The 26,152-nt window shown below is 74.1% G+C and carries 21 protein-coding genes; 14 read left to right on the forward strand and 7 right to left on the reverse strand.

The window, feature by feature from the left end:
- Positions 1 to 12: 12 nt before the first annotated feature.
- The 3 genes from mmuM (at position 13) to ABZZ17_RS31105 (ending at position 5,060) form a co-directional block, all read left to right on the forward strand.
- A complete protein-coding gene (mmuM, locus tag ABZZ17_RS31095; RefSeq protein WP_356880968.1) occupies positions 13 to 915 on the forward strand; it encodes a homocysteine S-methyltransferase in 903 nt (300 codons plus the stop codon).
- Positions 916 to 987: 72 nt separating this feature from the next.
- Complete coding sequence (locus tag ABZZ17_RS31100) at positions 988 to 2,499, forward strand: 3' terminal RNA ribose 2'-O-methyltransferase Hen1 (protein WP_356880970.1); 1,512 nt, start codon at positions 988 to 990, stop codon at positions 2,497 to 2,499.
- The gene (locus ABZZ17_RS31105; RefSeq protein WP_356880972.1) at positions 2,496 to 5,060 is read left to right on the forward strand and encodes a polynucleotide kinase-phosphatase; all 2,565 of its coding nucleotides are present in this window, start codon (positions 2,496 to 2,498) and stop codon (positions 5,058 to 5,060) included. The genes ABZZ17_RS31100 and ABZZ17_RS31105 overlap by 4 nt, the downstream gene beginning before the upstream one ends.
- A 126-nt stretch (positions 5,061 to 5,186) precedes the next feature.
- On the opposite strand, the gene ABZZ17_RS31110 is transcribed toward ABZZ17_RS31105, so the two are convergent.
- Complete coding sequence (locus tag ABZZ17_RS31110; protein WP_356880974.1) at positions 5,187 to 6,119, reverse strand: helix-turn-helix transcriptional regulator; 933 nt, start codon at positions 6,117 to 6,119, stop codon at positions 5,187 to 5,189.
- Positions 6,120 to 6,217: 98 nt separating this feature from the next.
- Here ABZZ17_RS31110 and ABZZ17_RS31115 point away from each other — a divergent pair, with 98 nt between their 5' ends.
- The 4 genes from ABZZ17_RS31115 (at position 6,218) to argF (ending at position 10,049) form a co-directional block, all read left to right on the forward strand.
- Positions 6,218 to 7,051 carry an NAD(P)H-dependent oxidoreductase gene (locus ABZZ17_RS31115; RefSeq protein WP_356880976.1) on the forward strand — a complete coding sequence of 278 codons (834 nt, stop codon included), beginning with the start codon at positions 6,218 to 6,220 and terminating at the stop codon, positions 7,049 to 7,051.
- Between the two features lie 150 nt (positions 7,052 to 7,201).
- Positions 7,202 to 7,660, forward strand: coding sequence for a hypothetical protein (locus ABZZ17_RS31120; protein ID WP_356880978.1), 459 nt, complete (start codon positions 7,202 to 7,204; stop codon positions 7,658 to 7,660).
- Between the two features lie 55 nt (positions 7,661 to 7,715).
- Positions 7,716 to 8,942: an arginine deiminase gene (locus ABZZ17_RS31125; RefSeq protein ID WP_356880980.1), complete on the forward strand. Its 1,227-nt coding sequence runs from the start codon at positions 7,716 to 7,718 to the stop codon at positions 8,940 to 8,942.
- Positions 8,943 to 9,026: 84 nt separating this feature from the next.
- Positions 9,027 to 10,049 carry an ornithine carbamoyltransferase gene (gene argF / locus ABZZ17_RS31130; protein WP_356880982.1) on the forward strand — a complete coding sequence of 341 codons (1,023 nt, stop codon included), beginning with the start codon at positions 9,027 to 9,029 and terminating at the stop codon, positions 10,047 to 10,049.
- On the opposite strand, the gene ABZZ17_RS31135 is transcribed toward argF, so the two are convergent.
- Positions 10,050 to 10,499, reverse strand: coding sequence for an ATP-binding protein (locus ABZZ17_RS31135; protein WP_356880984.1), 450 nt, complete (start codon positions 10,497 to 10,499; stop codon positions 10,050 to 10,052). It abuts the gene before it with no gap.
- 288 nt (positions 10,500 to 10,787) lie between these two features.
- On the opposite strand from ABZZ17_RS31135, the gene ABZZ17_RS31140 reads away from it, so the two are divergent.
- Entirely contained in the window at positions 10,788 to 11,615 is an 828-nt protein-coding gene (locus ABZZ17_RS31140) for an enoyl-CoA hydratase family protein (RefSeq protein ID WP_281209128.1), read from the forward strand.
- Positions 11,616 to 11,619: 4 nt separating this feature from the next.
- A complete protein-coding gene (locus tag ABZZ17_RS31145) occupies positions 11,620 to 13,947 on the forward strand; it encodes a bifunctional salicylyl-CoA 5-hydroxylase/oxidoreductase (protein ID WP_356880986.1) in 2,328 nt (775 codons plus the stop codon).
- A 22-nt stretch (positions 13,948 to 13,969) separates the two neighbouring features.
- On the opposite strand, the gene ABZZ17_RS31150 is transcribed toward ABZZ17_RS31145, so the two are convergent.
- The 3 genes from ABZZ17_RS31150 to ABZZ17_RS31160 all read right to left on the reverse strand — a co-directional run bounded on the left by ABZZ17_RS31150 (position 13,970) and on the right by ABZZ17_RS31160 (position 17,298).
- On the reverse strand, positions 13,970 to 14,809 hold the full coding sequence (locus ABZZ17_RS31150) for a GNAT family N-acetyltransferase (RefSeq protein ID WP_356880988.1): 840 nt from the start codon (positions 14,807 to 14,809) through the stop codon (positions 13,970 to 13,972).
- A 73-nt stretch (positions 14,810 to 14,882) separates the two neighbouring features.
- Positions 14,883 to 15,683: a PaaX family transcriptional regulator C-terminal domain-containing protein gene (locus tag ABZZ17_RS31155; RefSeq protein WP_356880990.1), complete on the reverse strand. Its 801-nt coding sequence runs from the start codon at positions 15,681 to 15,683 to the stop codon at positions 14,883 to 14,885.
- Positions 15,684 to 15,687: 4 nt separating this feature from the next.
- Complete coding sequence (locus tag ABZZ17_RS31160) at positions 15,688 to 17,298, reverse strand: AMP-binding protein (RefSeq protein ID WP_356881007.1); 1,611 nt, start codon at positions 17,296 to 17,298, stop codon at positions 15,688 to 15,690.
- A gap of 127 nt (positions 17,299 to 17,425) precedes the next feature.
- On the opposite strand from ABZZ17_RS31160, the gene ABZZ17_RS31165 reads away from it, so the two are divergent.
- Positions 17,426 to 18,550 carry an acyl-CoA dehydrogenase family protein gene (locus ABZZ17_RS31165; protein ID WP_356880992.1) on the forward strand — a complete coding sequence of 375 codons (1,125 nt, stop codon included), beginning with the start codon at positions 17,426 to 17,428 and terminating at the stop codon, positions 18,548 to 18,550.
- On the forward strand, positions 18,547 to 18,945 hold the full coding sequence (locus ABZZ17_RS31170; RefSeq protein ID WP_356880994.1) for a RidA family protein: 399 nt from the start codon (positions 18,547 to 18,549) through the stop codon (positions 18,943 to 18,945). Before ABZZ17_RS31165 ends, ABZZ17_RS31170 begins: the two co-directional genes overlap by 4 nt.
- Positions 18,946 to 18,971: 26 nt before the next feature.
- On the opposite strand, the gene ABZZ17_RS31175 is transcribed toward ABZZ17_RS31170, so the two are convergent.
- Positions 18,972 to 19,730: an SDR family oxidoreductase gene (locus tag ABZZ17_RS31175; protein WP_356880996.1), complete on the reverse strand. Its 759-nt coding sequence runs from the start codon at positions 19,728 to 19,730 to the stop codon at positions 18,972 to 18,974.
- Positions 19,731 to 19,836: 106 nt separating this feature from the next.
- Here ABZZ17_RS31175 and ABZZ17_RS31180 point away from each other — a divergent pair, with 106 nt between their 5' ends.
- Entirely contained in the window at positions 19,837 to 20,760 is a 924-nt protein-coding gene (locus ABZZ17_RS31180; RefSeq protein ID WP_356880998.1) for a LysR family transcriptional regulator, read from the forward strand.
- A 32-nt stretch (positions 20,761 to 20,792) separates the two neighbouring features.
- On the opposite strand, the gene ABZZ17_RS31185 is transcribed toward ABZZ17_RS31180, so the two are convergent.
- Positions 20,793 to 22,163 carry an aminopeptidase P family protein gene (locus ABZZ17_RS31185; RefSeq protein ID WP_356881000.1) on the reverse strand — a complete coding sequence of 457 codons (1,371 nt, stop codon included), beginning with the start codon at positions 22,161 to 22,163 and terminating at the stop codon, positions 20,793 to 20,795.
- A gap of 172 nt (positions 22,164 to 22,335) precedes the next feature.
- Here ABZZ17_RS31185 and ABZZ17_RS31190 point away from each other — a divergent pair, with 172 nt between their 5' ends.
- Both ABZZ17_RS31190 and ABZZ17_RS31195 read left to right on the forward strand, forming a co-directional pair.
- A complete protein-coding gene (locus tag ABZZ17_RS31190) occupies positions 22,336 to 24,753 on the forward strand; it encodes a collagenase (protein WP_356881002.1) in 2,418 nt (805 codons plus the stop codon).
- Positions 24,754 to 24,832: 79 nt separating this feature from the next.
- Entirely contained in the window at positions 24,833 to 25,987 is a 1,155-nt protein-coding gene (locus ABZZ17_RS31195) for an FAD-binding oxidoreductase (protein WP_356881003.1), read from the forward strand.
- Positions 25,988 to 26,152: the final 165 nt, after the last annotated feature.

Consider the following 26,152-nt stretch of genomic DNA (forward strand, 5'->3'; position numbering starts at 1 on the left):
ACGGAGGACCACGTGCCCCGCGCGACCGGCCCGCTCTCCGAAGCCCTCGCCCACCGGACCGTGCTCCTGGACGGCGGGCTGAGCAACCAGCTCGCCGACCAGGGCTGCGACCTGTCCGGCGGCCTCTGGACGGGCCGGGCCCTCGCCGAGCGCCCGGACCAGGTGGAGGCCGCCCACACGGCGTACGCGCGGGCCGGCGCCGAGGTGCTCATCACCGCGAGCTACCAGATCGGCCCCGGCCACCCGCGCGCGGCGGGCCTGCTGCGCCGCGGCCTCGCCCTGGCCGGTGCCGCGGCCCGGGCGGCGGACCACGAGGTCTGGGTGGCCGCCTCGGTGGGCCCGTACGGGGCGGTACTGGCGGACGGCTCCGAGTACCGGGGACGGTACGGGCTCACCCCGCGCGAACTGGCCGCCTTCCACCGCCCCCGGATCGAGACCCTGCTGGAGTCCGGCCCCTCGGCGCCGGACCTGCTGGCCCTGGAGACCGTCCCGGACACCGACGAGGCCGAGGCCCTGCTGCGCGTCCTGGCCGGGACCGGGGCGCGGGCCTGGCTGAGCTACACCGTCGCGGCGGGCCGCACCCGGGCCGGCCAGCCCCTCCCCGAAGCCTTCGCGCTCGCCGCCGGGGCCCCCGAGGTGATCGCGGTCGGCGTCAACTGCTGCGATCCGGCGGACGTGCTGCCCGCCCTCCAAGCGGCGGCCGCGGTGACGGACAAGCCGCTGCTGGCCTACCCGAACGACGGCTCCGTCTGGGACGCGGCCCACCGGACCTGGCACAGCCCGCCCGCCGGAGCGCCCTGGCCCACCGGAGCCTGGCAGCGCGCCGGCGCCCGGCTGATCGGCGGCTGCTGCCGGATCGGCCCGGACCGCATCGCGGGACTGCGGTCCGCCCTGGGCGCCGGGCCGCCCCGCTGACCGGCCGCGGCCGCCCCCGGCCGGTACGAAAAGCAGTGTGCGCCGGGCGGGCCGCGCCACATACTGAAGCGCATGTTCCTGACGATCAGCGCGACCGGCACGACCGGGAAACCTGCCACTGACCTGGGCTTCCTGCTGCACAAGCACCCCGGGAAGGCGCAGCGGTTCTCCACCTCCCACGGCACGGCCCACGTGTTCTACCCCGAAGCCACGGCCGAGCGGTGCACGGCCGCGCTGCTGCTGGAGGTGGACCCCGTCGCGCTCGTGCGGCGCGGTCAGGGCAAGGGCCGCGGCGGAGCTCCCGACGCCGCTCTCGCGCAGTACGTCAACGACCGCCCGTACGCGGCCTCCTCGCTGCTCGCCGTCGCGCTCAGCGCGGTGTTCCGTACCGCCCTCAAGGGCGTGTGCGCCGCCCGGCCCGAGCTGCCCGGCCGGCCGCTCCCGCTGCGCGTCGAGATCCCGGCGCTGCCCGCCCGGGGCGGCGCGGAACTGGTGCACCGGCTGTTCGGCCCGCTCGGCTGGGAGTCCGTACGGACCGAGCCGGTCGCGCTCGACGAGCGGTTCCCCGAATGGGGCGACAGCCGCTACGTACGGCTCGTGCTGGAGGGCGAGCTGAAGCTCGACGACGCCCTGCGCCAGTTGTACGTCCTGCTCCCGGTGCTCGACGACGCCAAGCACTACTGGATCGCCCCCGACGAGGTCGACAAGCTGCTGCGCGCCGGAGACGGCTGGCTGGCGGGCCACCCCGAGCACGCGCTCATCACCGCCCGCTACCTGGCCCGCCACAAGCGGCTCACCCAGAACGCCCTGGAGCGCCTGGAGCTGGCCCGCCTGGCCGAGGCCGACGGCAGTGAGGTGGAGGAGCTCGACAACGCCGTCGACGAGTCCCGGGACACCGAGGACCGCCCGGTGCCGCTCGCGGTGCGCCGGCGCGACGCGATCCTGGCCGCGCTGCGCGACGCCGGGGCGGCCCGGGTCCTCGACCTGGGCTGCGGCCAGGGCCAGTTGCTCCAGGCGCTGCTGAAGGACGCCTCGTTCACCGAGGTCGTCGGCGTCGACGTGTCGATGCGGGCGCTGGGCACGGCCGCGAAGCGGCTGCGGCTGGAGCGGATGGGGGAGCGGCAGAGTTCCCGAGTCCGGCTGCTCCAGGGTTCGCTCGCCTACACCGACAAGCGGCTCGCCGGGTACGACGCGGCCGTGCTCAGCGAGGTCATCGAGCACCTCGACCTGCCGAGGCTGCCCGCGCTGGAGTACGCCGTCTTCGGCGCCGCCCGCCCCCGCACGGTTCTCGTGACCACCCCGAACGTCGAGTACAACGTCCGCTGGGAGTCGCTGCCCGCCGGGCGGGTCCGCCACCGCGACCACCGCTTCGAGTGGACCCGCGAGGAGTTCCGTACCTGGGCCGGTCAGGTCGCCGAGCGGTACGGGTACGGCGTCGCCCACCTGCCCGTCGGGGACGACGACCCCGAGGTCGGACCGCCGACCCAGATGGCCGTCTTCACCAGGGCGACCGGCACCGAGACCACCGGCACCACCGAGACCACCGGCACCACCCGGACCCCGAAGGAGGGCGAGGCGGCATGAGCGTCACCGAGACCCCGCGCGACACCCGGCGCGTGCTTCCCGTCACCGACCTGTCCCTCGTCGTGCTGATCGGGGCCACCGGATCGGGCAAGTCCACCTTCGCCCGCAAGCACTTCAAGGCCACCGAGGTGCTCTCCTCCGACACCTGCCGGGGGCTCGTCGCCGACGACGAGAACGACCAGAGCGCCAGCAAGGACGCCTTCGAGGTCCTGCACCACATCGCCGGCAAGCGCCTCGCCGCCGGACGCCTCACCGTCGTGGACGCCACCAGCGTCCAGCCCGAGGCGCGCCGGGGGCTGATCGCCCTGGCCCGCGAGCACGACGTACTGCCCATCGCCATCGTGCTCGACATGCCCGAGGCGGTCTGCGCCGAGCGCAACGCCGCCCGCCCCGACCGGGCCGGACTGCCGCGCCGGGTCATCCAGCGGCACCGCAGCGAACTGCGGCGCTCGCTGCGCGGCCTGGAGCGCGAGGGCTTCCGCAAGGTGCACGTCCTGCGCTCGGTGGAGGAGGCCGAGACCGCCGAGGTGGTGCTGGAGAAGCGGTTCAACGACCTCACCCACCTCACCGGGCCCTTCGACATCATCGGTGACATCCATGGCTGTTCCTCGGAGCTGGAGACCCTGCTGGCCAAGCTCGGCTACCGCGAGGGCGTCCACCCCGAGGGCCGCACCGCCGTCTTCGTCGGCGACCTCGTCGACCGGGGCCCGGACAGCCCGGGCGTCCTGCGCCGGGTGATGGGCATGGTCAAGTCCGGCCACGCCCTGTGCGTCCCGGGGAACCACGAGAACAAGCTCGGCCGTTACCTGAAGGGCTCCAAGGTCCAGCACACCCATGGCCTCGCCGAGACGGTCGAGCAGCTCGGCCGCGAGCCCGAGGAGTTCGTCAAGGAGGTGCGCGCGTTCATCCAGGGGCTGGTCAGCCACTACGTCCTCGACGGCGGCCGGCTGGTGGTCTGTCACGCCGGGCTGCCCGAGAAGTACCACGGCCGCACCTCCGGCCGGGTCCGCTCGCACGCGCTGTACGGCGAGACCACGGGGGAGACCGACGAGTTCGGCCTGCCCGTGCGCTACCCGTGGGCCGAGGACTACCGCGGCAAGGCCGTCGTGGTCTACGGCCACACCCCCGTCCCGGACACCACCTGGATCAACAACACCATCTGCCTCGACACGGGAGCCGTGTTCGGAGGCCGGATGACGGCCCTGCGCTGGCCGGAGCGCGAACTGGTCGACGTACCGGCCGAGAAGGTCTGGTACGAGCCGGTCAAGCCGCTCGTGGCGGAGGCGCCGGGCGGGCACGACGGCCGGCCGCTCGACCTCGCCGACGTCCACGGCCGGCGGATCGTGGAGACCCGGCACCTGGGCAACGTCGGGGTACGCGAGGAGAACGCGGCGGCCGCGCTGGAGGTCATGAGCCGCTTCGCCGTGGACCCGCGACTGGTGCCGTACCTGCCGCCGACCATGGCGCCGACCGCGACCTCCCGGGAGGAGGGCCGCCTGGAGCACCCGGCCGAGGCGTTCGCCCAGTACCGCGCGGACGGCGTCGAGCGGGTCGTGTGCGAGGAGAAGCACATGGGTTCGCGCGCCACCGTCCTGCTGTGCCGGGACGCCGGAGCGGCTCGCGAGCGGTTCGGGGTGGAGAGCGGGGTCACCGGCTCCCTCTACACCCGCACCGGCCGGCCCTTCTTCCAGGACCCCGCCGTCACCGAGGAGTTCCTCGGCCGGCTGCGCGCGGCGGTGGACGCCGCCGGGCTCTGGGAGGAGCTCGGCACGGACTGGCTGCTGCTCGACGGGGAGCTGCTGCCCTGGTCGCTGAAGTCCACCGGCCTGCTGCGCAACCAGTACGCCGCTGTGGGCGCGGCGGCGCGCGCCGTGTTCCCGGACGCGGTGGCCGCACTGGAGGCGGCCGCGGCCCGCGGCGTCGAGACGGGGCCGCTGCTGGAGCGCCAGCGGGACAGGGCGGCCGACGCGGCCGCCTTCACCGAGGCGTACCGGCGCTACTGCTGGACCACCGACGGGCTGGAGGGCGTCCGGTTCGCGCCGTTCCAGCTGCTCGCGGCGGCCGGGCGCTCCCTGGCGGCGGTACCGCACGACGAGCAGCTGGCCTGGCTGGACCGGCTCGCCCTGGCGGACGAGGACGCCGGCACCGGCCTGCTGCGCCGTACCGGCCGGATCTTCGTGGACACCGGGGACGAGGCGTCCGTGCGGGCGGCCACCGACTGGTGGCTGGAGCTGACCGCGGCGGGCGGTGAGGGCATGGTCGTCAAGCCGCTCCAGGCCTACGCCCGCGACGGCAAGGGCCGGCTGGTCCAGCCCGGCGTCAAGGTCCGCGGCCGCGAGTACCTGCGGATCATCTACGGTCCGGAGTACACGCGCCCCGACCACCTGGAGCGGCTGCGCGGCCGGTTCCTCGGGCACAAGCGCTCCCTCGCCCTGCGCGAGTACGCGCTGGGGCTGGAGGCGCTGGACCGGCTGGCGGCCGGTGAGCCGCTGTGGCGGGTCCACGAGGCGGTCTTCGCCGTCCTCGCCCTGGAGTCGGAGCCGGTCGACCCCCGGCTGTAGGGCGCGTGGTGAAAGGGGCGCCGGGCCCGAAGGGCCGGCGGGACCCCCGCCACACGAGCGGGGCCCGGACACGGTCCGGGTCCCGCTCGGCTGTGGGGGCCCGCCCGGCCGTGACGGGCCCCGTCGTCAGCGGGGTGGGGCGCTCGCGGCGAGGCGGGCGAGGGCGAGGGCCTCGGGCGTGCCCTCCTCGGCGCTGAACACGTGGACGACCAGGCCCGTCTCGCCCGGTACGGCCGGGACGTGCAGGGTCTCGAAGTCCAGGGTGAGCAGGCCGGCGACCGGATGCCGCAGCCGCTTGCGCCCGGCCGCGCACATCGTGACCTCGCCGGTGGCCCACAGCCGCCGGAAGTCGGGGCTGAGCGAGGAGAGTCCGGCGATGAGCCCGGCCAGTTCGGTGTCCTCGGGGTAGCGCCCGGAGGCGACCCGCAGCTGGCCCACGGCCTCCGCCGCCCGCGCCTCCCAGTCGGGGTGGACCTCCCGGGAGGCGGGGTCGAGGAAGAGGTAGCGGGCGTTGTTGCGGTCCCGGCGCTCCGGGTCGTCCACCCCGCCGATCAGCTCCGCGCCCAGCCGGTTCCAGGCCACCACGTCCGTGCGGTGGTTGCTCGCGAAGACCGGGAGGTCGTCGAGGGAGGACAGGAGCCGCCGCAGCGAGGGTCCGATCCGTGCCGTGGGGGCGGGGCCGCGCCGGACCGAGGTCAGGTTGGCGAGGTGGCCGCGCTCCGCCGGGTCGAGGCGGAGTGCCCGCGCGAGCGCGTCGAGGACCTCGGGGGAGGGCTGGGTGGCCCGGCCCTGTTCGAGGCGCACGTAGTAGTCGACGCTGATCCCCGCGAGCTGGGCGAGCTCCTCGCGGCGCAGGCCGCGGACCCGCCTGCGGGCTCCTCCGTCGATGCCGACGTGCTCGGGGGCGACGCGCGCCCGCCGGGCGCGCAGGAACTCGCCGAGCGCCCGCCCGGTGTCGGCCGCCCCGGCCGCGGGCCCGGCCGCGGCCGCCGCGGCGATGACGGCTCCGGCCGTACCGCCCGGTCCGTTCACGCGTTCCATCCGGTCCACAGCCCCCATGTCCTCAAGTATGCCTGGCCCTCCCAGTACCAGGAATGACGGTCCGTCGGTCGCGGGGGGTTCTGGCTACGGGGCCGCGCCCGGGAGACCGTTGAGCCATGAACGAATCCATGCCTGCCCGGCCCAAGAAGATCCTCATCGTCACCGCCCACCCCGAACCCCTTTCGCTCACCAACGCGTTGGCGTCCTTCGCGGCGCAGGAGCTGCGCGCCGCGGGCCACGAGGTGCGGGTGTCCGACCTGTACGCGATGAAGTGGAAGGCTGCCGTCGACGCCGACGACTTCCCCGACCACCCGGCGGACGCTCCGCTGCGCGTGACATCCGCCTCCAAGCAGGCCACCCGGGAAGGCCGGCTGTCGGCGGACGTCGCGGCCGAACAGGAGAAGGTGCGCTGGTCGGACGCGGTGATCCTGCACTTCCCGATGTGGTGGTTCTCGACTCCCGCGATCATGAAGGGCTGGATCGACCGGGTGTTCACCAGCGGGTTCGGCTACGGGCCGCAGCTCCCCACGCCGTATGGCGAGGGCGCCGTGCTCGGCGGCCGGCGGGCCCTGCTGTCGGTGACGCTCGGCGCCCGCGAGTCCTCGTTCTCCGACCGCGGCATTCACGGACCGCTGGAGGAGGTCCTCCACCCGTTGCAGCACGGCCTGTTCTGGTTCACCGGCATGGAGCCGCTCGAACCGTTCGCCGTGTACAGCGCGGACGAGCTGTCGCCGGACCGGTTCGAGGAGGCCGAGGCGGCGTACGGGGAGCGGCTCGCCGGGCTGTTCACCGACGGGCCCGTCCCCTACCGTTCGCTCGCCGGCGGCGGCTACGACCGCGCGATGCGGCTGCTGCCCGGCACGGAGGAGCCCGGGACGAGCGGAGTGGGGATGCACACCGGGCCGCGCGGCACTGCCTCCGGCCCCGTACACGCGACGCCCTCCAAGTAGGCCGTATGGGGGAACTTCCGGGGTGAAGCCCCGGGAAACCCCCGGCGGGATCGTTCATCCAGGGCAGCGGAATGTCCGCGACCCTGGAAGGACGGAACGTCACTTATGAAGATGACCGCGCGCGGAAGCCTTGCGGCGCTCATGACCTGTATGGCCGCGGCAGGTGCGGCCTCCCCGGCCGTCGCCCAGTCGGTTCCGGTGGGCGTCCCGCTGGACGCCGTGGAGACCACGCTGGGCCTGCCCGTCCCGCACGTGGCCACCGGGGTCCCCGTACCGGTCGTCGGCGCCCCCGAGGCGCCCCGTCACCACACGGGGGACCTGCTCCCGACCCCACTGCTCCCGGTGGTGCCCATCGCCACCGAACTCGGGGACACGCGTATCGCCTCGCCGGTGCCGAACCTCGCGGGCACTCCAGAGACGGACGGCGAGGGCTCCCTGGAATCCCCGGCGACGACCTTGCAGGCCCGGAGCCCCGGTGCGATCGTCGGCGCCCCGCTGACGATGCCGGACGGCGCCAACTACGGGATCCCGAACCTGACCACGCCGAAGCTGGGGCTGACCACGCCGGAGCTGATCGGCGCCCCGGCGGCCCTCCTCGGCCTGAGCTGAGACCGCCCCGCTCCGGCGCGTTCGAAAACCCGCCCGGTCTGGGAACGTGTAGGGCATGGGATTCCATGTCGACTCCGAGACCGGGCGGCTCCGCCGCGTCATCCTCCACCGGCCCGACCTGGAGCTGAAGCGGCTCACACCGAGCAACAAGGACGCGCTGCTCTTCGACGACGTCCTGTGGGTGCGGCGGGCCCGCCAGGAGCACGACGGGTTCGCGGACGTCCTGCGCGACCGGGGCGTGGCCGTCCACCTGTTCGGCGACCTGCTCCGCGAGTCCCTCGACATCGTCGAGGCCAGGAAGCTCGTCCTGGACCGGGTCTTCGACGAGAAGGAGTACGGGCCGCTCGCCACCGGCCACCTGAGAGCGGCCTTCGACGGGCTCTCCTCGGCCGACCTCGCCGAGGCGCTCGTCGGCGGCATGACCAAGCGGGAGTTCCTGGAACGGCATCCCGAACCGGTCTCGGTGCGCTTCCACGCGATGGACCTCGACGACTTCCTCCTCGGGCCGCTGCCCAACCACCTCTTCACCCGCGACACCTCCGCCTGGATCTACGACGGCGTGTCCATCAACGCGATGCGCTGGCCGGCCCGGCAGCGCGAGACCGTGCACTTCGAGGCGATCTACAGGCACCACCCGCTGTTCACCGGCTCCGGCGCCTTCCACTACTGGTCGCAGGGGCAGTCCGACTACCCCTCGACGATCGAGGGCGGGGACGTGCTCGTCATCGGGAACGGCGCCGTGCTGATCGGGATGAGCGAGCGCACCACCCCGCAGGCGGTGGAGATGCTCGCCCGGGGCCTGTTCGCGGCCGGTTCGGCGACGGTCATCGTCGCGCTCGACATGCCCAAGCGGCGCGCCTTCATGCACCTCGACACGGTGATGACGATGGTCGACGCGGACACCTTCACCCAGTACGCGGGCCTCGGCATGCTGCGCTCCTACACCATCCGCCCGGGCGAGGGGGCCGGCGAGCTCCGGGTGAGCGACCACGCGCCGGAGCACATGCACAAGGCGATCGCGGACGCGCTCGGGCTCGGCAAGATCCGGGTCCTCACGGCCACGCAGGACGTGCACTCGGCGGAGCGCGAGCAGTGGGACGACGGGTGCAACGTGCTGGCCGTGGAGCCGGGGGTGGTCGTCGCGTACGAGCGGAACGTCACCACCAACACGCACCTGCGCCGGGAGGGCATCGAGGTGATCGAGATCCCCGGCAGCGAGCTGGGCCGCGGGCGGGGCGGGCCGCGGTGCATGAGCTGCCCGGTCGAAAGGGACGCCGTCTGAGGTCCGGCAGGGGGCTGTATATCAATACAGAGGATCGTATAGACTTCCAGCATTCCCTGTCAGCGTCACCCTGGAGAGTCCCCCATGGCCACCGACCTCTTCGGCCGCAGTTTCCTGAAGGAGCTCGACTTCACCGCCGCCGAGTTCCGCGGTCTGGTCGAGCTGGCCGCCGGACTCAAGGCCGCCAAGAGGGCCGGGGCCGAGGAGCGCCGCCTCCTGGGGAAGAACATCGCGCTGATCTTCGAGAAGACCTCCACGCGCACCCGCTGCGCCTTCGAGGTGGCCGCCGCCGACCAGGGCGCCCGCACCGTGTACCTGGACCCGTCCGGATCCCAGATGGGACACAAGGAGTCCGTCCGCGACACGGCGCGCGTCCTCGGCCGGATGTTCGACGGGATCGAGTACCGGGGCGACCGCCAGGACGCCGTCGAGGAGCTCGCCGCACACGCCGGCGTGCCCGTCTTCAACGGCCTCACGAACGACTGGCACCCCACCCAGATGCTCGCCGACGTGCTCACCATGACCGAGCACGGCACCAAGCCCCTGGAGCGGACCGCCTTCGCCTACCTCGGCGACGCCCGCTTCAACATGGGCAACTCCTACCTGGTGACCGGCGCGCTCCTGGGCATGGACGTACGGATCGTCGCGCCGAAGGCCTACTGGCCGGCCGAGGCCGTCGTCGCGCGGGCCCGCGAGCTGGCCGCCGCCTGCGGGGCCCGGATCACCCTCACCGAGGACGTCGCCGAGGGCGTGGCCCAGGCCGACTTCGTGGCCACGGACGTCTGGGTCTCGATGGGCGAGCCCAAGGAGGTCTGGGCGGAGCGGATCGAGGCGCTGGCCCCGTACGCCGTCACCATGGACGTGCTGCGCGCGACGGGCAACCCGGACGTGAAGTTCCTGCACTGCCTGCCCGCCTACCACGACCTCGGTACGGAGGTGGCGCGGGAGGTGTTCGAGCGGTACGGCCTCGACTCGCTGGAGGTCACGGACGAGGTGTTCGAGTCCGCGCACTCGGTCGTCTTCGACCAGGCCGAGAATCGGCTCCACACGATCAAGGCCGTCCTGGTGGCCACGCTGGCGAAGCCGGTCGTGCGGTCGGTCGCATAGTCATGCGCGGGGGTGCGGGATGCGGACCTCCGCGCCGGCCGCGGCGCGCGCCGCGAGGGTGAACCACACGGCCTTGCCGCGTTCGGTGAGGCGGTGGCCGCAGGAGGAGCTCAGCGTCCGGATCAGCAGCAGGCCGCGGCCGTGTTCCTGCCAGGGGTCGGGGTGCGTGTCGTCCGGGCGGGCCGTCAGATCGCCCGGCGGGTCCGGGTCCCCGTCGTGGACCTCGACCTGACAGCCGGTCGGCAGCAGTTCCACGACCAGCTCGATCCCCGCGCCCTCGGCGGTGTGCTCCACGGCGTTGGCCACCAGCTCGGCCGTCAGCAGTTCCGCGGTGTCGCTGTCGGCGGCCGGCCGGGCCTCCGTGAGCGCGGTCCGCACCAGGGCCCGGGCGAGGGGCACGGCGGCGGCCGTGTGCGGGAGGGCGATCCGCCAGGCGGAGGGATCGGGCACGGGGGTTCCTCCGTTCCGTGGGCGTACGGCTGGGCGGGTGTGCGGGCGGGGGGCCGTCCCGGCGGGCAGGGGGTCGTACCGGTGTGCGGCGGGACGCCCCGCCGGTGGCGGAACGGGGAACTCCCGCTTTCAACCATACGAACCCCCGCCGCGGACCCGTAGGGCACCCCGGCCGAACGGCAAGGGACCACCGTCACCACGGGCCGGGACCTCCGGCACCCGTATGCCCGCGATCCATCTGTCGCGTTTCTGTGACGATGGTCACGACTCGGTGATACCGTCGGTTCCGTGAGCCCCTTCACCGGTTCCACACCAGCGACCGAACGGTGGCGCCACCTGCGGGTGACCCGGCAGGACGGCGTGGCCACCGTCACCCTCGACCGCCCCGAGAAGCTGAACGCGCTCACCTTCGGCGCCTACGCCGACCTGCGCGATCTGCTCGCCGAACTGTCCCGCGAACGCTCCGTGCGCGCCCTCGTCCTGGCCGGAGAGGGACGCGGCTTCTGCTCCGGCGGAGACGTGGACGAGATCATCGGCGCCACCCTCGCCATGGACACCGCCGAACTCCTCGACTTCAACCGGATGACCGGCCAGGTCGTGCGGGCCGTCCGCGAATGCCCCTTCCCAGTGATCGCCGCCGTGCACGGGGTGGCCGCCGGAGCCGGAGCCGTCCTCGCCCTCGCCGCCGACTTCCGGATCGCCGACCCCACCGCCCGCTTCGCGTTCCTGTTCACCCGGGTCGGACTCTCCGGCGGCGACATGGGCGCCGCCTACCTGCTGCCCCGGGTCGTCGGCCTCGGCCACGCCACCCGGCTCCTGATGCTCGGAGAGCCCGTACGCGCCCCCGAGGCGGAACGCATCGGGCTCCTCAGCGAACTCGTCGACGAGGGCAAGGCCGACGCCCGGGCCGCCGAACTGGCCGCCCGGCTCGCCGCCGGACCCGCCCTCGCCCACGCCCAGACCAAGGCCCTGCTGACCGCGGAACTCGACATGCCGCTGGCCGCGTCGGTGGAGCTGGACGCCAACACCCAGGCCCTCCTGATGCACGGCCAGGACTACGCGGAGTTCCACGCGGCCTTCACCGGGAAGCGCCCGCCGGAGTGGAAGGGCAGGTAGCCACATGGCAGCGAGCGCCCTGCGGGTGGCCGTCCTCGGCGGGGGACCGGGCGGCCTGTACACGGCCGCACTGCTCGCCCGGCAGGGCCACCGCGTCGAGGTGTGGGAACGCCGGGCCCCCGACGACACCTTCGGCTTCGGCGTCGTCCTCTCCGACGAGACCCTGGGCGGCATCGAACGGGCCGACACCGTCGTCCACGCCGCCCTCGGCGCCGAGTTCGTCCGCTGGGACGACGTGGACGTCGTGCACCGCGGCCGGCTCCTCACCTCCGGCGGCCACGGTTTCGCGGCGCTGGGCCGACGCCGGCTGCTGGAGATCCTCCACGAGCGCTGCGCCGGACTCGGAGTGCGGCTCCGCTTCCGTACCGGCGCCCCCGACGCCTGGGCCCTCGCCGCGACCCACGACCTGGTGGTCGCCGCCGACGGGGTGCACAGCGCCACCCGCACCAGCGGCGCCGCGCACTTCCGGCCGACCGTGACGGAAGGACGCTGCCGCTACATCTGGCTCGCCGCCGACTTCGCCTTCGACGCCTTCCGCTTCGAGATCGCGGAGACCGAGCACGGCGTGATGCAGCTGCACGCCTACCCGTACTCCCGCCCGATGCCCGACGACCACCGCGCACCGGGGCCCGCAGGGACGCGGATCCGGTCCGGCGCCTCCACCGTGATCGTCGAGATGCGCGAGGAGGTGTGGCGGGCCGCCGGGTTCGACCTCTGCGACGAGGAGGAGTCCGCCGCCCGCTGCGCCAAGACCTTCGGCGAGGCCCTGCGGGGACGGCCCCTGCGCGGCAACCGCTCGGCGTGGACCCGTTTCCCCACCGTCGTCTGCGGCAGCTGGTCGCACGGCAACGTCGCCCTCGTCGGAGACGCCGCGCACACCGCCCACTTCTCCATCGGCTCCGGCACCAAACTCGCCGTCGAGGACGCCCTCGCGCTCGCCGAGGCACTGGCGGCGGAGCCCGCCGTCCCGCAGGCCCTCGCGGCCTACGAGGAGGCCCGCCGCCCCGCCGTGGCCAGCACCCAGCGGGCGGCCGCCGCCAGCATGCGCTGGTTCGAGGACATCGAGGGCTACGTCGCCCAGCCCGCCCGGCAGTTCGCCTTCAACCTCCTCACCCGCAGCCGCCGCGTCACCCACGACAACCTCCGGCTGCGCGACCCCCGCTTCACCCGCGCCGTGGAACGGGACTTCGGCTGCCCCCAGCCGGACCCGCAGACCCCCGGGGGCGCGGGAACTCCGCCGATGTTCACCCCGTTCACCCTGCGCGGGCTGACCCTGCGCAACCGGGTCGTCGTCTCGCCCATGGACATGTACTCCGCGCGGGACGGGGTGCCGGGGGAGTTCCACCTGGTGCACCTGGGCGCGCGGGCCCTCGGCGGCGCCGGACTCGTCATGACCGAGATGGTCTGCGTCAGCGCCGAAGGCCGCATCACCCCCGCCTGCGCGGGCCTGTGGACGGCCGAACAGGCCACCGCCTGGAAACGGATCGTGGACTTCGTCCACACCTCCGCCCCCGGCGCGGCCCTCGGCGTGCAGCTCGGCCACTCCGGCCGCAAGGGCTCGACGCGCGTCATGTGGGAGGGCATGGACGAACCGCTCCCGCAGGGCAACTGGCCGCTCGTCGCGGCCTCCGCGCTGCCCTACCGGCCGGGCGTCTCCGCCGTCCCGCGCGCCCTGACGCGCGACGACCTCACGGCGATCCGCTCCGAGTTCGCGGCCGCCGCCGTACGCGCCGCCGACTGCGGCTTCGACCTGCTGGAACTGCACTGCGCGCACGGCTACCTGCTGTCCGGCTTCCTGTCCCCGCTCACCAACCACCGCGACGACGCCTACGGGGGCTCCCCGGAGAAGCGGCTGCGGTTCCCGCTGGAGGTCTTCGACGCGGTCCGCGAGGTCTGGCCCGAGGACCGCCCGATGACGGTCCGCCTCTCGGCGACCGACTGGGCCCCCGGCGGCACCACGCCCGAGGAGGCCGAGGGGATCGCCGCCGCCTTCGCCGCGCACGGAGCCGACGCCGTCGACGTCTCGACGGGCCAGGTGGTGGCCGACGAGAAGCCCGAGTACGGGCGCTCCTACCAGACCCCCCACGCCGACCGGATCCGCAACGCCCTCGGCGTCCCGGTCATCGCGGTTGGCGCCATCTCCTCCTGGGACGACGTCAACTCCCTGCTCCTGGCCGGCCGCGCCGACCTGTGCGCCGTGGGCCGCCCGCACCTCTACGACCCGAACTGGACCCTGCACGCGGCCGCCGACCAGGACTACGCCGGCCCGGCCGCCCCCTGGCCCGACCCGTACCGGGCCGGCAGCCGCAAACCCCCGACGGGCCGGGGCTGACCGCGCCCGGCGCCGGCCGCGCTCAGGCGCGGACCAGCTGGACGCGGTCCTCGACCGGGACGTAGCCGATGCGCCGGTAGACGCCGTTGCTGGTGGGGTTGTCCAGGTCGGTGAACAGCAGCACCTCCGCGGCCCCGGCCGCGTACGCCGCCGCGCCCACCGCGTGCGTCACCCCGGCGGCGTAGCCGCGGCCCCGGGCGCCGGGCGGCGTGTACACCGGGTACACGCGGGAGACGGAGCCGATCGGGCGGGAGAAACCGGCCGTCGACACCGGGGTGCCCCCGTCCTCCCAGAGCAGGATCCCCCCGTAGGAGATCCGGTCGCGCAGGGCCGCCTCGGAGGCGGCGCCCGGCTGGCCGGTCTCCCGGGCGAACGCCTCGTTCCACTCCCGCAGCAGCGGCAGGTCCCCCTCGGCCGCGGGCCGGGCCCGCCCCCGCGGGAACGGGTCGGGGGCCGTCGGCGCGGCGAGCCGGTACAGCCGGCTCTGCTCCGCGACCCGGGACGGCGCCCCCCAGGCCGGGGCCAGCACGGGCACGTCCCGGGCCCGCACGTTGAAGGCGTCGACCCCGGCGAGGAGCGGCTCGGCGGCCAGCGCGCCGCCCAGGGCCCGCACGGCCTCCCCGGGCAGAGCGCCGAGGACCAGCGGGAACGGCGGCGTGCGCAGCACCGCCCCGGCGACGGCCCCGTCCGCCCCCGTCCACCAGCCGAAGACGGGCTCTCCGGGGCCGTGGGCGTGCGGGCCGCGCCGTTCCAGGGCGTCGGCGATGGTCAGCAGGAGGGTGTTGACGACGGGCTGCGCGGCCACGGCCGGGCGCGCGGCGGCCAGGTAGGCCGCCAGATCAGTGCTGAAGGTCCATGTCATGGCCCATCGTGGCGTGCCCCGGACGCGCCGCGCACCGGAGTTTCCGCCGGGCCGCGCCCGCCGAGGGCGGGGGCTACTCCCGTACGAAGAGGGCGCCCGTGTCGCGGAGCCGGGCGTGGAGTTCGGCGAAGACCGCGGCCGCGCGGTCGCCCGGCCAGTCGGCGGGCAGCAGGTCGCGGGGCAGCCCCGGGTCGGCGTACGGCAGGCGGCGCCAGGTGTCCAGGGCCGGCAGGTAGGTCCGGTAGGCCGCCTCCGGGGTGGGCTCCGGGCCGCTCTGGAGGGAGCGCAGGGCCGGTTCGTGCAGGTCGAGGAACTCCTCGTGCTGCTTGGCCAGCGCCGCCAGGTCCCACCAGCGGGCCACGGCCTCGGCGGTCGGGGCGAAGCCGAGGTGGGCGCCGCGGAACAGCTCCACGTACGCCGTCAGGTGCAGCCGCTCCAGGGTGTGGCCGGTCTCCCCGGCCAGGTGCGCCGGGGCGATCCAGACGCCGGGGGCGACGGCCCCGAAGCCGAGGCGGGCCAGCCGGGAGCGCAGCAGGTGCCGCTTGTGCCGCTCCTGCTCCGGTACGGAGAACACCGCGACCAGCCATTCCCCCGAGACCGGGGGTTCGCCGTAGATCCGCCGGTCCCCGTCCGCCAGCAGCAGCCGGGCCTCCTCGGAGAGGGCGTACCCGGCCGAGCCGTCCGCCGCCCGCGCCGGCTCCAGGAAGCCGCGCCGCTTGAGGCGCGACACCGAGGAGCGGACGGACGGCGCGTCCACCCCGGCCGCGCCCAGCAGGCGGACCAGGGCGGACACCGGTACGGGGCCCTCGAAGGACCGCCCGTAGGCGCCGTAGAACGTGACGATCAGGGATCGCGGAGTGTGCTGCTCGGCCACGGGTTCACTCTAGATCGCGCAGCCGGAACCGTTGGAGTTTGCCGGTCGCGGTGCGCGGCAGCGCCGGGAGGAACACGAACGAGCGCGGGCACTTGTGCGGGGCCAGTTCACCGCGCATGAAGGTCCGCAGGTCGTCCTCGGTCAGCACCACCCCCTCCCGCAGGACGGTGTACGCCACCACGACCTGCCCGCGCCGCTCGTCGGGCCGGCCGACGACCGCCGCCTCCACCACGTCCGGATGGCGCAGCAGGGCCTCCTCGACCTCCGGGCCCGCGATGTTGTACCCGGCGGAGATGATCATGTCGTCGGCGCGGGCGACGTAGCGGAAGTAGCCCTCCGGATCGCGGACGTAGGTGTCGCCGGTCAGGTTCCAGCCGTCCCGCACGTACTCGCCCTGCCGCGGGTCGGCCAGGTAGCGGCAGCCCACCGGCCCCCGCACCGCCAGCAGCCCCGGCTCGTTGTCCGCCACCGGCCGCCCCGACGGGTCCACCACCCGGGCCTGCCAGCCCGGCACCACCCGGCCGGTCGTGCCGGGGCGGATGTCCTCGTCCGCCGCCGAGATGAAGATGTGCAGCAGCTCGGTGGCCCCGATCCCGTTGATGATCCGCAGGCCGGTGCGCTCGTACCAGGCCCGCCAGGTCGCCTCGGGCAGGTTCTCGCCCGCCGAGACGCAGCGGCGCAGCGCGGACAGGTCGTAGGCGCCCGTGTCGTACGGGCCGAGCGTGTCCAGCATCGACCGGTAGGCGGTGGGGGCGGTGAACAGCACCGTCACCCGGTGCTCGGCGAGCGCGGGCAGCAGCGCCCGGGGCGCGGCCTGCTCCAGCAGCAGCGCGCAGGCGCCGGCCCGCAGCGGGAACACCACCAGCCCGCCGAGGCCGAAGGTGAACCCGAGCGGGGGACTGCCCGCGAACACGTCGTCGGGACGGGGGCGCAGCACGCCGGCGGAGAAGGTGTCGGCGACGGCGAGCAGGTCCCGGTGGAAGTGCATGCAGCCCTTGGGGCGGCCGGTGGTCCCGGAGGTGAAGGCGATCAGCGCCACGTCGTCGGCGGAGGTCCCGACGGCCTCGTAGGGAGCGGTGTGCGCCCGCGCCAGCCGCAGCAGGTCGTCCGGCGCCTCCCCGCCGTACGCGGTGATCCGCAGCCCGGGCACCTCGGCCTTCGCCAGGTCGTCGAGGGCGCTCACGTGGCACAGGGCGTGCCGCACCCGGGCCATCGCGCACACCGTGGCCAGCTCCTGGGCCCGCTGCTGGGCCAGTACGGTGACGGCCACCGCGCCCGCCTTCATGACCGCCAGCCAGCAGGCGGCGAGCCAGGGGCCGGTGGGCCCGCGCAGCAGGACCCGGTTGCCGGGCACCACGCCGAGATCCACGGTGAGGACGTGGGCCAGGCGGTCCACGCGCTCGCGCAGTTCCCCGTACGACCACACCTCGCCCGAGCCGCTGCGGAACGCCGGCCGGTCCGGCCCGAACCGGCCGATGGTGGCGTCGAGCAGCTCGGCTCCGCAGTTCAGCCGGTCCGGATAGGCCAGTTCGGGGAGTTCGAACAGCAGGTTCGGCCAGGCGTGGGCGGGCGGGAGATGGTCCCGGGCAAAGGTGTCGGCGTGGGCGGAAGGCATGAGCTCCAAGGCGGGTTCGCCCCCTTGCAACGTCCGGATTGAGGTGGAGCCGGCCGTGCGGTCGCGACACGAGCGTATCGTGATGGTGACGGCAGTCAACAGGACGCGATAGAACTGGGGCATTCGGATGACCGGATTCGCGCTCGGGGCGGAAGAAGAGGAATGGTGCGGCCGGCTGCGCACCCTGGCGCGGGAACGGCTGAGGCCGCTCGCCGAGAAGGGCGAACCGGGCCGCGTGAACCGGCCGCTGCTCGCGGAACTGGGGGAACTGGGCCTGCTGGAGCGGGTGTTCACCTCCGGCGCGCTGGAGCTGTGCCTGCTGCGGGAGTCCCTGGCCTACGGATGCACCGAGGCGGAGACCGCCCTGGCCCTCCAGGGCCTCGGCGCGCACCCCGTGCTCGGTGCGGGCAGCGCGGCGCAGCGGGAGCGCTGGCTGCCCGGCGTACGGGCGGGGCGGACCGTGGCGGCCTTCGCGCTGAGCGAGCCGGGCGCCGGCTCGGACGCGGCGGCCCTGGCCCTGGCCGCCGAGCCGGACGGGCCGGGCTGGCGGCTGACCGGAGCCAAGTGCTGGATCTCCAACGCCCCCGAGGCGGACTTCTACACCGTGTTCGCCCGGACGGGTGAGGCGCCCGGCGCCAAGGGCATCACCGCCTTCCTGGTCCCCGCGGACCGCGGGGGCCTCAGCGGCGAGGCCCTGGACATGCTGTCGCCGCACCCGATCGGCTCCCTCGCCTTCGACGGGGTGCCCGTCGGCCCGGAGGACGTCCTCGGCGAGCCCGGGCAGGGCTTCCGCGTCGCCATGCGGACGCTGAACCTGTTCCGGCCGAGCGTCGGCGCGTTCGCCGTCGGCATGGCCCGCGCCGCCCTGGACGCCACCCTCGCGCACACGGCGGGCCGGACCGCCTTCGGCGGGGTCCTGGCCGACCTCCAGGCCGTCGCGCACCGGGTCGCCGAGATGGCCACCCGCACCGAAGCGGCCCGGCTGCTGGTCTACGCGGCCGCCGGGGCCCACGACCGCGGCGCTCCCGACGTCCCCCGCCGGGCGGCGATGGCCAAGCTCCTCGCCACCGAGACGGCCCAGTACGTCGTCGACCACGCCGTCCAGCTGCACGGAGCGGCCGCCCTGCGCCGCGGCCATCTGCTGGAGCACCTCTACCGGGAAGTGCGGGCCCCCAGGATCTACGAGGGCGCCAGCGAGGTGCAGCGCACGATCATCGCGAAGGAGCTGTACCGGGAGGTGGCGGCCCGATGAGCCTGGAGCGCGTCAACCCGGAGCGGCTGTCCCCGGCGGCCGGCTTCTCGCACGCCGTCGTCGCCACCGGGGGCCGCCTCGTGTTCCTGGCGGGGCAGACCGCGCTGGACGCCGCCGGGAAGGTGGTGGGCGAGACCCTGCCCGAGCAGTTCGAGCAGGCCCTGACCAACCTCCTGGCCGCCCTCGCGGCGGCGGGCGGCACCCCGGCGGACCTCGCCCGCGTCACGGTGTACGCGGCGGACGTGGCGGCGTACCGCGAACACGCCGGCGAACTCGGGCGGGTGTGGCGGCGGTTGGCCGGCCGTGACTACCCGGCGATGGCCGTGGTCGGAATCGTCCGGCTGTGGGACGCCGAGGCCCTGGTCGAACTGGACGGCATCGCGGTCCTGTCGTAGGCGGCGCCCTCCGCGCGGGGCGGGGCTCAGGGGCGGCCCGTGACGTGGCCCCCGTCCACGCGCAGGGCGTGTCCGGTGACGAACGCCGCCCCCGCGAGGTAGAGCACGGCCTCGGAGATCTCGGAGACCTCGCCCACGCGGTTCAGCAGGGCGAGGCCGCCGAAGGCGTCCACCTCGGAACCTCCGTGCAGGGGCGTGCGGATGATGCCGGGCGACACGAGGTTGACCCGGATGCCGTCCGCGGCGAGCTCCGCGGCCAGGCTCGTCGTCAGCGCGTGCACCCCGGCCTTGCTGACCACCGGCGCGGAGGCCGGGAAGCCGGCCAGGCCGTGGTCGACCAGCACGGTGCCGATGTTGACGATGCTGCCGCCCTCGCCCTGCGCGCGCAGGGCCCGCACCACGGCCTGCGTGGTGAGGTAGGTGCCCTTCAGGTTGCCGGTGAGGAAGCCGTCGAGCTCCTCCTCGGTCACCTCGGTGAACGGCTTGGAGGCGAAGGTGCCCGCGTTGTTGACCAGGACGTCGATCCGGCCGAACCGCTCCAGGGCGGTGGCCACGAGCGCCTCCCCGGTCCGCGGGTCCGCGATGTCGCCCGCGACCCAGGCGGTGCGCTCGGGGTGCCCGAGGCCGGCGGCGGCCCGCTCCAGCCGGCCGGCGTCACGGCCGCCGAGGACCACGGCGGCGCCGTCGGCCAGGAAGGCGCGGGCGATGTCGAGCCCGATCCCGCTGGAGGCGCCGGTGACCAGGGCGGTGGTGACGGGGACGCGGGCGGTGCTGGTGTCGGTCATGGTGGGGGTGCCTTCCGGGCCGGATCAACGGGGGGACCCCACGAACCTACGAGCCGTCAGCCCATCACACCACGACGGAAATCGGAGCATGTGATAATCCACGGTTATGGATGTGGACCTGCGTGACCTGGAGCTCCTGCACGCCACGGCCGAGGCCGGCTCCCTGACCGCGGCCGCCGAACGGCTCTACGTCAGCCAGCCCGCCCTCAGCCAGCGGCTCACCCGGCTGGAGTCCCGCCTCGGCATGCGCGTCTTCGACCGCGAGGGCCGCCGCCTGGTGCCCAACGCGGCGGGCCGCCGGCTGCTGGCCGCCGCCCACCACGTCCTCGGCGAACTGGAGTCAGCCTCTCGCGACCTGCGGGAGCTCCGCGACGGACGCGACCGGCGGGTGCGCTTCACCGCCCAGTGCAGCACCACCTTTCCCTGGCTCCCGCCCGTCCTGCGCGCCTTCCGCGAGCGCGCGCCCGGCATCGAGGTCCGCATCGAGACCGTCCCCGACGACGCCCCGGTCCCGGCACTGCTCGCCGACCAGGTCGACGTCGCGCTGGTCACCAAGATCGACGCGCAGGCGGACAAGGTGGAGCTGGTCCGCCTCTTCGAGGACGAGATGACGGCGGTGGTCCCCGCCGGCCATCCGTGGGCCTCCCGCGCCCACCTGACCGCCCGTGACTTCGACGGGGTGGACCTGGTCCTCTACGACTTCTACGACCAGCAGCGCATCCCGTCGCTGCACCTGCCCCTCCCGGAGGGGGCCCGGCCGGGCCGGATCACGACCATGCCGGTCGTGACCGACCTGGTCGTCGAGATGGTGGCGGGCGGCCAGGGCGTCACGGTCCTGCCGAACTGGGTCGCCGCCCCGTACGTCGCCTCGCACGGCCTGGCCCTGGTCCGCATCGGCGCCCGGCCCCTCACCCGCACCTGGTACTGCGCCACCCGCCCCGGCCCCCGGCCGCCCCATCTCGACGTCTTCGTCGAGGAACTGGTGGCGCGCCTGGGCGACCGGGAGCCGGGCCGGGACGGCACTGCCTAGTCCAGGCCACGGCACTGGTCCCGGTCACGGCACTAGCCCTCCAGGAGGTGGCCCATCCACTCCTCGATGCCCGCCACCGTGCGCGGCAGGGCTCCGGACATCAGGCGGGCGCCGTCGGCGGTGACGACCAGGTCGTCCTCGATGCGCACGCCGATGCCGCGCAGCTCCGCCGGGAGGGTCTCGTCGTCGGGCTGGAGGTAGAGGCCCGGTTCCACGGTGAGGACCTGACCCTCCTCCAGGACGCCGTCCAGGTAGGTGTCGGCCCGCGCCTGCGCGCAGTCGTGGACGTCCAGTCCCAGCATGTGTCCGCTGCTGCACAGGGTGTACCGCCGGTGCAGATCGCCCTCCGCGTCCTTCAGGACCCCCCACTCGGCGAGCCCTTCCGCGATGACGCGCATCCCCGCGCGGTGGAAGTCGCGGAAGCTCGCGCCCGGGCGCAGCGCCGCCATGCCGGCGTCCTGGGCGGCCAGTACCAGTTCGTACACCTGCCGCTGCACGGGGGAGAAGCGGCCCGACAGCGGGAGGGTGCGGGTGATGTCGGCGGTGTAGAGGGTGTCGGTCTCCACGCCCGCGTCCAACAGCAGCAGGTCGCCGCCGTCGAGCCGGCCGTCGTTGCGGATCCAGTGCAGTACGCAGGCGTGGGCGCCCGAGGCCGCGATCGTGTCGTAGCCGGTGCCGTTGCCCTCCGCCCGGGCGCGCAGGCCGAAGACCCCCTCGATCCAGCGCTCCCCGCGCGGATGGGCCAGCGCCCGCGGCAGGGCCCGTACGACGTCCTCGAACCCGGCGGTGGTGTGGTCGACCGCCAGCTGGAGCTGGCCGACCTCCCAGGCGTCCTTGACCAGGCGCAGCTCCGACAGGGCGGTGGCCAGCTCCCGGTCGGTGGAGGCGTCGCGGGCCGGCGGGGTGCCGAGGGCGTCCAGGTGCGCGCAGCGGATGCCCGTCAGCCGTTCCGCCTCCGCGAGGTCGGGGCGCCGGCCCACCCAGAACTCCCCGTAGCGGCGGTCTCGGTAGAACTCCTCGTTGCCGCCGGTCCGGGGCGAGCGCGGCCGCAGGTACAGGACGGCCTCGTGGCCGGTCGGCCCGGAGGGCTCCAGCACCAGGACGTGGCCCACCTGGTCCTCGCCGGTCAGGCCCGTGAGCCAGGCGTACGCGCTGTGCGGCCGGAACCGGTGGTCGCAGTCGTTGGAGCGGACCTTCAGCTCGCCCGCCGGTACGACGAGCCGCTCGCCCGGGAAGAGCGCCGAGAGGCGGGCCCGGCGCGCGGGGGTCACGGCGTGGGCGGGGACGCGCGCCGCGGCGGACAGCGGCGAGGCGGCCCAGTCCGCCGCCATGAAGCGGGACAACTCGGCTGATACCGGCAGGTCGTGGCTGCCGATGTTCAGGCGGGAGGGGTGGTCGGTCACGGAGGCTCCCTCAAGAAGTACTGAACTGGTTGGCGCACAGGTCTTGTCAGTGCAATTTCACATTACTATGTTACAGCTCACACCGCGGCACGTTAATCCCCGTCAAACGCCGCGTGACGCAGGGCAGTTCACGCACCACTTCCCCCACCTCCCTCCCAACCAGGAGTCACCGGTGTCCCAGCACAGAGCTGTGCGTACGTCCCTCCTCTCCGCCGCCGTGGCGGTCACCCTCCTGGCCACCGCCGGCCAGGCCGTGACCCAGGCGTCCGAGCGGGGCACCCCCGCCGCTGCGAGCGGCGCCTCCGCGCCCGGCGCCTTCGGCCCGGGGGCCGCGGCCGCCACGCCGAACCCCTTCGACGAGGTCGAGCGCCTCGCCGACGCCCAGGCGCCCGTACCGGCACCCGCCCTCGCCCCGGGCGGCAAGACCGAGGCCGGCGGGAAGGTGCCCGGCGCCGTCCCGGCCGCGTCCCCGCCGGTCTCGGCCGCGTCCGCCGAGCGCTCGGAGAAGAGCCGCGCGGCGGCCTCCGCCCAGGCCGCGCCCACGGCGCGGAGCGTGGCCGCGGGCGTCCCCTGCACCCTTGACGGGATCACGAACCTCACCCCGGAGCAGTTCGCCGACTTCCTCGGCGACCAGGCCGTCCTCGCCGACGGCTGTCTGCGGGGCCTCATCTGGACCTGGGACGCCCGCCTGGCGCCCGTCATGTCCGACGCCCACGTCCAGGCGGTCTCCCGCCGGATCTCGGCCCTGTCCGCCGCCCACGACGGCCGCAACTCCTCCCACCTGGAGGAGATGTTCACCTACCTGCACGCCGTGGCCTACCACGACTACTCGCGCACCGAGATCGACGTCACCGACGCCCCGACGGTCAACGCCATGCGGCAGGCCATCGCCGACTTCGGCGCCGCCGCCCGCACCTTCGACGTCACGAAGACCAACGCCAACACCCTGCGCGAGGCCCTCTACGCGGCCAGCGCGCCCGGCCTGCGCCACCACCAGCTCGGCCTCATCAAGAAGGTCCTGGCGACCATGGACCCGGCCCACCCGGCCACCCACCACGACGCCGCCTGGGCGGGCGCCGCGCTGGCCGCGCTCTCCGTCAACTACCTCGGCGTCTACCCGGGCAACCAGGACGCCGCCTTCCACGCCGCGGCCGCGGCCGACCCCTCGTACCGCGCCGCGTTCAAGGCCTTCGCGACCCACACCCACCTCAAGGGCACCGCGAACGCCTGGGTGGCGCGCGACGCGCTCAGCGAGTACGCCCGCTTCGGCGAGATCGCGGGCCTGCGGGACCAGATAGTCGCCGACCTCGGCGGGATGCTGGAACAGGTCAGGAGGGACTTCGGCAACGGCAGCGAGCAGTGGGCCAAGCTCGTCTCCTGGCTCAACTACTACGACGCCTGCAAGCCGTACGGGGTGTGCAAGGAGGACATCGAGAAGCAGATCTTCCCGTACACCTACACCTACGACAACGGCGCCATCAAGGTCCGCACCGGCCTAGACCGGGCCACCGTCGACCAGCTCTACTACGCCAGCAAGCAGGTCAAGGCCCAGTACCACCGCGTGCTCGGCACCGACCAGCCGCTGGCCGGCGACCCCAACTCGACGCTGAACATCGTGCTCTACGGCTCCCGCGCCGACTACGAGAACTACCACCCGATCCTGACCGGATACGACACCAACAACGGCGGCATCTACATCGAGAACGGCGCCACCTTCTACACCTACCAGCGCCGCGTCCCGCAGGACTCCTCCCTCACCCTGGAAGAGCTCTTCCGCCACGAGTACACGCACTACCTCAACGGCCGCTACGCCGTCCCCGGCTTCTTCGGCCAGGGCCCCTGGTACGAGAGCGACCGCACCACCGCCATGGACGAGGGCACCGCCGAGTTCTTCGACGGCGCCACCCGCGACAACGGCATCGCCGTCCGCAAGTCCCTCGTCAAGTCCGTCATGGCCGACACCGCGAACGGCGGTCCGCGCATGACCGTCGAGCAGCTGCTGAACGCCACCTACGACGGCGACGGCTTCCGCTTCTACAGCTACGCCGGCACGTTCTTCGAGTTCCTGTGGACCGAGAAGCCCACGCTCCTGCGCGAGATGTACACCCACCTGCGCAACGACGACGTCGCGGCGTACGACGCCTGGCGCCACCGCACGGGCGCGGACACCTACCTCCAGCGCGACTACAACCGCTTCCTGGACGCCCAGATCGCCAAGGTCGACCAGCTGTTCGTGCCGAACACCACCTTCACGCCGAACGACCAGCTGCGCGACTCCGCGCTCGCCTCGGTGAAGTCGGCCTTCGCGACGGCCACGTACAACACGCCGGACTGCGTGGAGAACGGCGACCCCGGCAAGCGCCGCTTCACCTGTACGGGCCGGATCTCCGCGAACCTGAAGAACTGGCGGAGCGACGACCAGAACTTCAAGGACATGTCCGAGACGGTGGACTACTTCATCCTCGACCGGGCCGGCGCCGCCTCCAACAACCTGGCCGACATGAACTGCTCCTTCGGCCCGGTGGAGATCTGGACCAACAAGACGGCGGGAACCTCCTCCTTCAGCTGCGAGGGCCCGCTCCGCGGCTGACCCAAACCCGGCCGGCCCCTCTCCGTAGGGGCCGGCCGGGTACCTAGGCACCCTCAAAAGAATGTGACATATTACTGCCGTGTCCCAGACCCACTCCTCACCGGACGTCGTCATCATCGGCGCCGGTGTCGTCGGAGCCGCGTGCGCCTACTACGCGGCACGCTCCGGACTCTCCGTGGCGGTCGTCGACCGCGGCCCCGTCGCGGGAGGCACGACCGGCGCCGGTGAGGGCAACCTGCTCGTCTCCGACAAGGAGGCCGGCCCCGAACTCGACCTCGCGCTCCTGTCCACCGGCCTGTGGCGCGAACTCGCCGCCGTCCTCCCGCCGGAGGCGGAGTACGAGGCCAAGGGCGGCCTGGTCGTCGCCCCCGACGAGAGCACCCTGAAGGCCCTGCGCGTCTTCGCCGACGGGCAGCGCGCCAGCGGGGTCCTCTCCACCGAGATCGGGCCGGACGCCCTGCGCGAACTGGAACCGCACCTGGCCCCGGGCCTCGCGGGCGGCTTCCACTACCCGCAGGACGCCCAGGTCCAGCCCGCCCAGGCGGCGGCCCGCCTCCTCGCCGCGTCGGGAGCCGCGCTGCACCTCGGCGAAGAGGTCACCGAGATCCTCCTCACCGACGGCACGGTCCGCGGCGTCCGCACCCCCCGGCGCACCCTGCACGCCCCGGCGGTCGTCAACGCGGCGGGCACCTGGGCCGGGCAGGTCGCCGCCCTCGCCGGAACCACCCTGCCCGTCCTGCCCCGCCGCGGCTTCGTGCTCGTCACCGAACCCCTGCCCCGCGTGGTCCGGCACAAGGTCTACGCCGCCGACTACATCGCCGACGTAGCCAGCGGCTCCGCCGCCCTCCAGTCCTCCGCCGTGGTGGAGGGCACCCCCGCCGGCCCCGTCCTGATCGGCGCGACCCGCGAACGCGTCGGCTTCGACCGGGGCCTGTCCACGGAGGCGCTGCGCCGCCTGGCTGCCCAGGCGGCGGCCCTCTTCCCGGTCCTGGCCGGAGTCCGCGTCCTGCGCACCTACCACGGCTTCCGCCCCTACCTCCCCGACCACCTCCCGGCGATCGGCCCCGACCCCCGGGTACCGGGCCTGCTCCACGCCTGCGGCCACGAGGGCGCCGGCATCGGCCTGGCCCCCGCCACCGGCCTCCTGATCGCAGCCACCCTCGCCGCCTCCACCCCCCCACTGAACCCCACCCCCTTCCACCCGAACCGCTTCGCGGATGCCCCCGCCCCTTGAGGACCGGAGGCGCGCCAGGCCGGGGGCGGGGACGGGGTGGGGGGTCGGCCGGGGCTAAAACGTGATTTGTTGGCGCCCTGCCCCGCCCGACAAGACGCTCCGGACAAGGCGCCATAAATCATGCCCGCCCCGGACGACCCCCCACCCCGGCCCCGACCCCGGCCC

The sequence above is a fragment of the Streptomyces sp. NPDC006512 genome, assembly GCF_040611935.1.
GTDB lineage: Bacteria > Actinomycetota > Actinomycetes > Streptomycetales > Streptomycetaceae > Streptomyces.

Bases quoted from the DNA above. Each gene is read 5' to 3' on its own strand.
- ABZZ17_RS31100 (WP_356880970.1), top strand. From the start codon at position 988: ATGTTCCTGACGATCAGCGCGACCGGCACGACCGGGAAACCTGCCACT.
- ABZZ17_RS31105 (WP_356880972.1), top strand. From the start codon at position 2,496: ATGAGCGTCACCGAGACCCCGCGCGACACCCGGCGCGTGCTTCCCGTC.
- ABZZ17_RS31110 (WP_356880974.1), bottom strand. From the start codon at position 6,119: ATGGGGGCTGTGGACCGGATGGAACGCGTGAACGGACCGGGCGGTACG.
- ABZZ17_RS31115 (WP_356880976.1), top strand. From the start codon at position 6,218: ATGAACGAATCCATGCCTGCCCGGCCCAAGAAGATCCTCATCGTCACC.
- ABZZ17_RS31120 (WP_356880978.1), top strand. From the start codon at position 7,202: ATGGCCGCGGCAGGTGCGGCCTCCCCGGCCGTCGCCCAGTCGGTTCCG.
- ABZZ17_RS31125 (WP_356880980.1), top strand. From the start codon at position 7,716: ATGGGATTCCATGTCGACTCCGAGACCGGGCGGCTCCGCCGCGTCATC.
- argF (WP_356880982.1), top strand. From the start codon at position 9,027: ATGGCCACCGACCTCTTCGGCCGCAGTTTCCTGAAGGAGCTCGACTTC.
- ABZZ17_RS31145 (WP_356880986.1), top strand. From the start codon at position 11,620: ATGGCAGCGAGCGCCCTGCGGGTGGCCGTCCTCGGCGGGGGACCGGGC.
- ABZZ17_RS31150 (WP_356880988.1), bottom strand. From the start codon at position 14,809: ATGACATGGACCTTCAGCACTGATCTGGCGGCCTACCTGGCCGCCGCG.
- ABZZ17_RS31160 (WP_356881007.1), bottom strand. From the start codon at position 17,298: ATGCCTTCCGCCCACGCCGACACCTTTGCCCGGGACCATCTCCCGCCC.
- ABZZ17_RS31165 (WP_356880992.1), top strand. From the start codon at position 17,426: ATGACCGGATTCGCGCTCGGGGCGGAAGAAGAGGAATGGTGCGGCCGG.
- ABZZ17_RS31170 (WP_356880994.1), top strand. From the start codon at position 18,547: ATGAGCCTGGAGCGCGTCAACCCGGAGCGGCTGTCCCCGGCGGCCGGC.
- ABZZ17_RS31175 (WP_356880996.1), bottom strand. From the start codon at position 19,730: ATGACCGACACCAGCACCGCCCGCGTCCCCGTCACCACCGCCCTGGTC.
- ABZZ17_RS31180 (WP_356880998.1), top strand. From the start codon at position 19,837: ATGGATGTGGACCTGCGTGACCTGGAGCTCCTGCACGCCACGGCCGAG.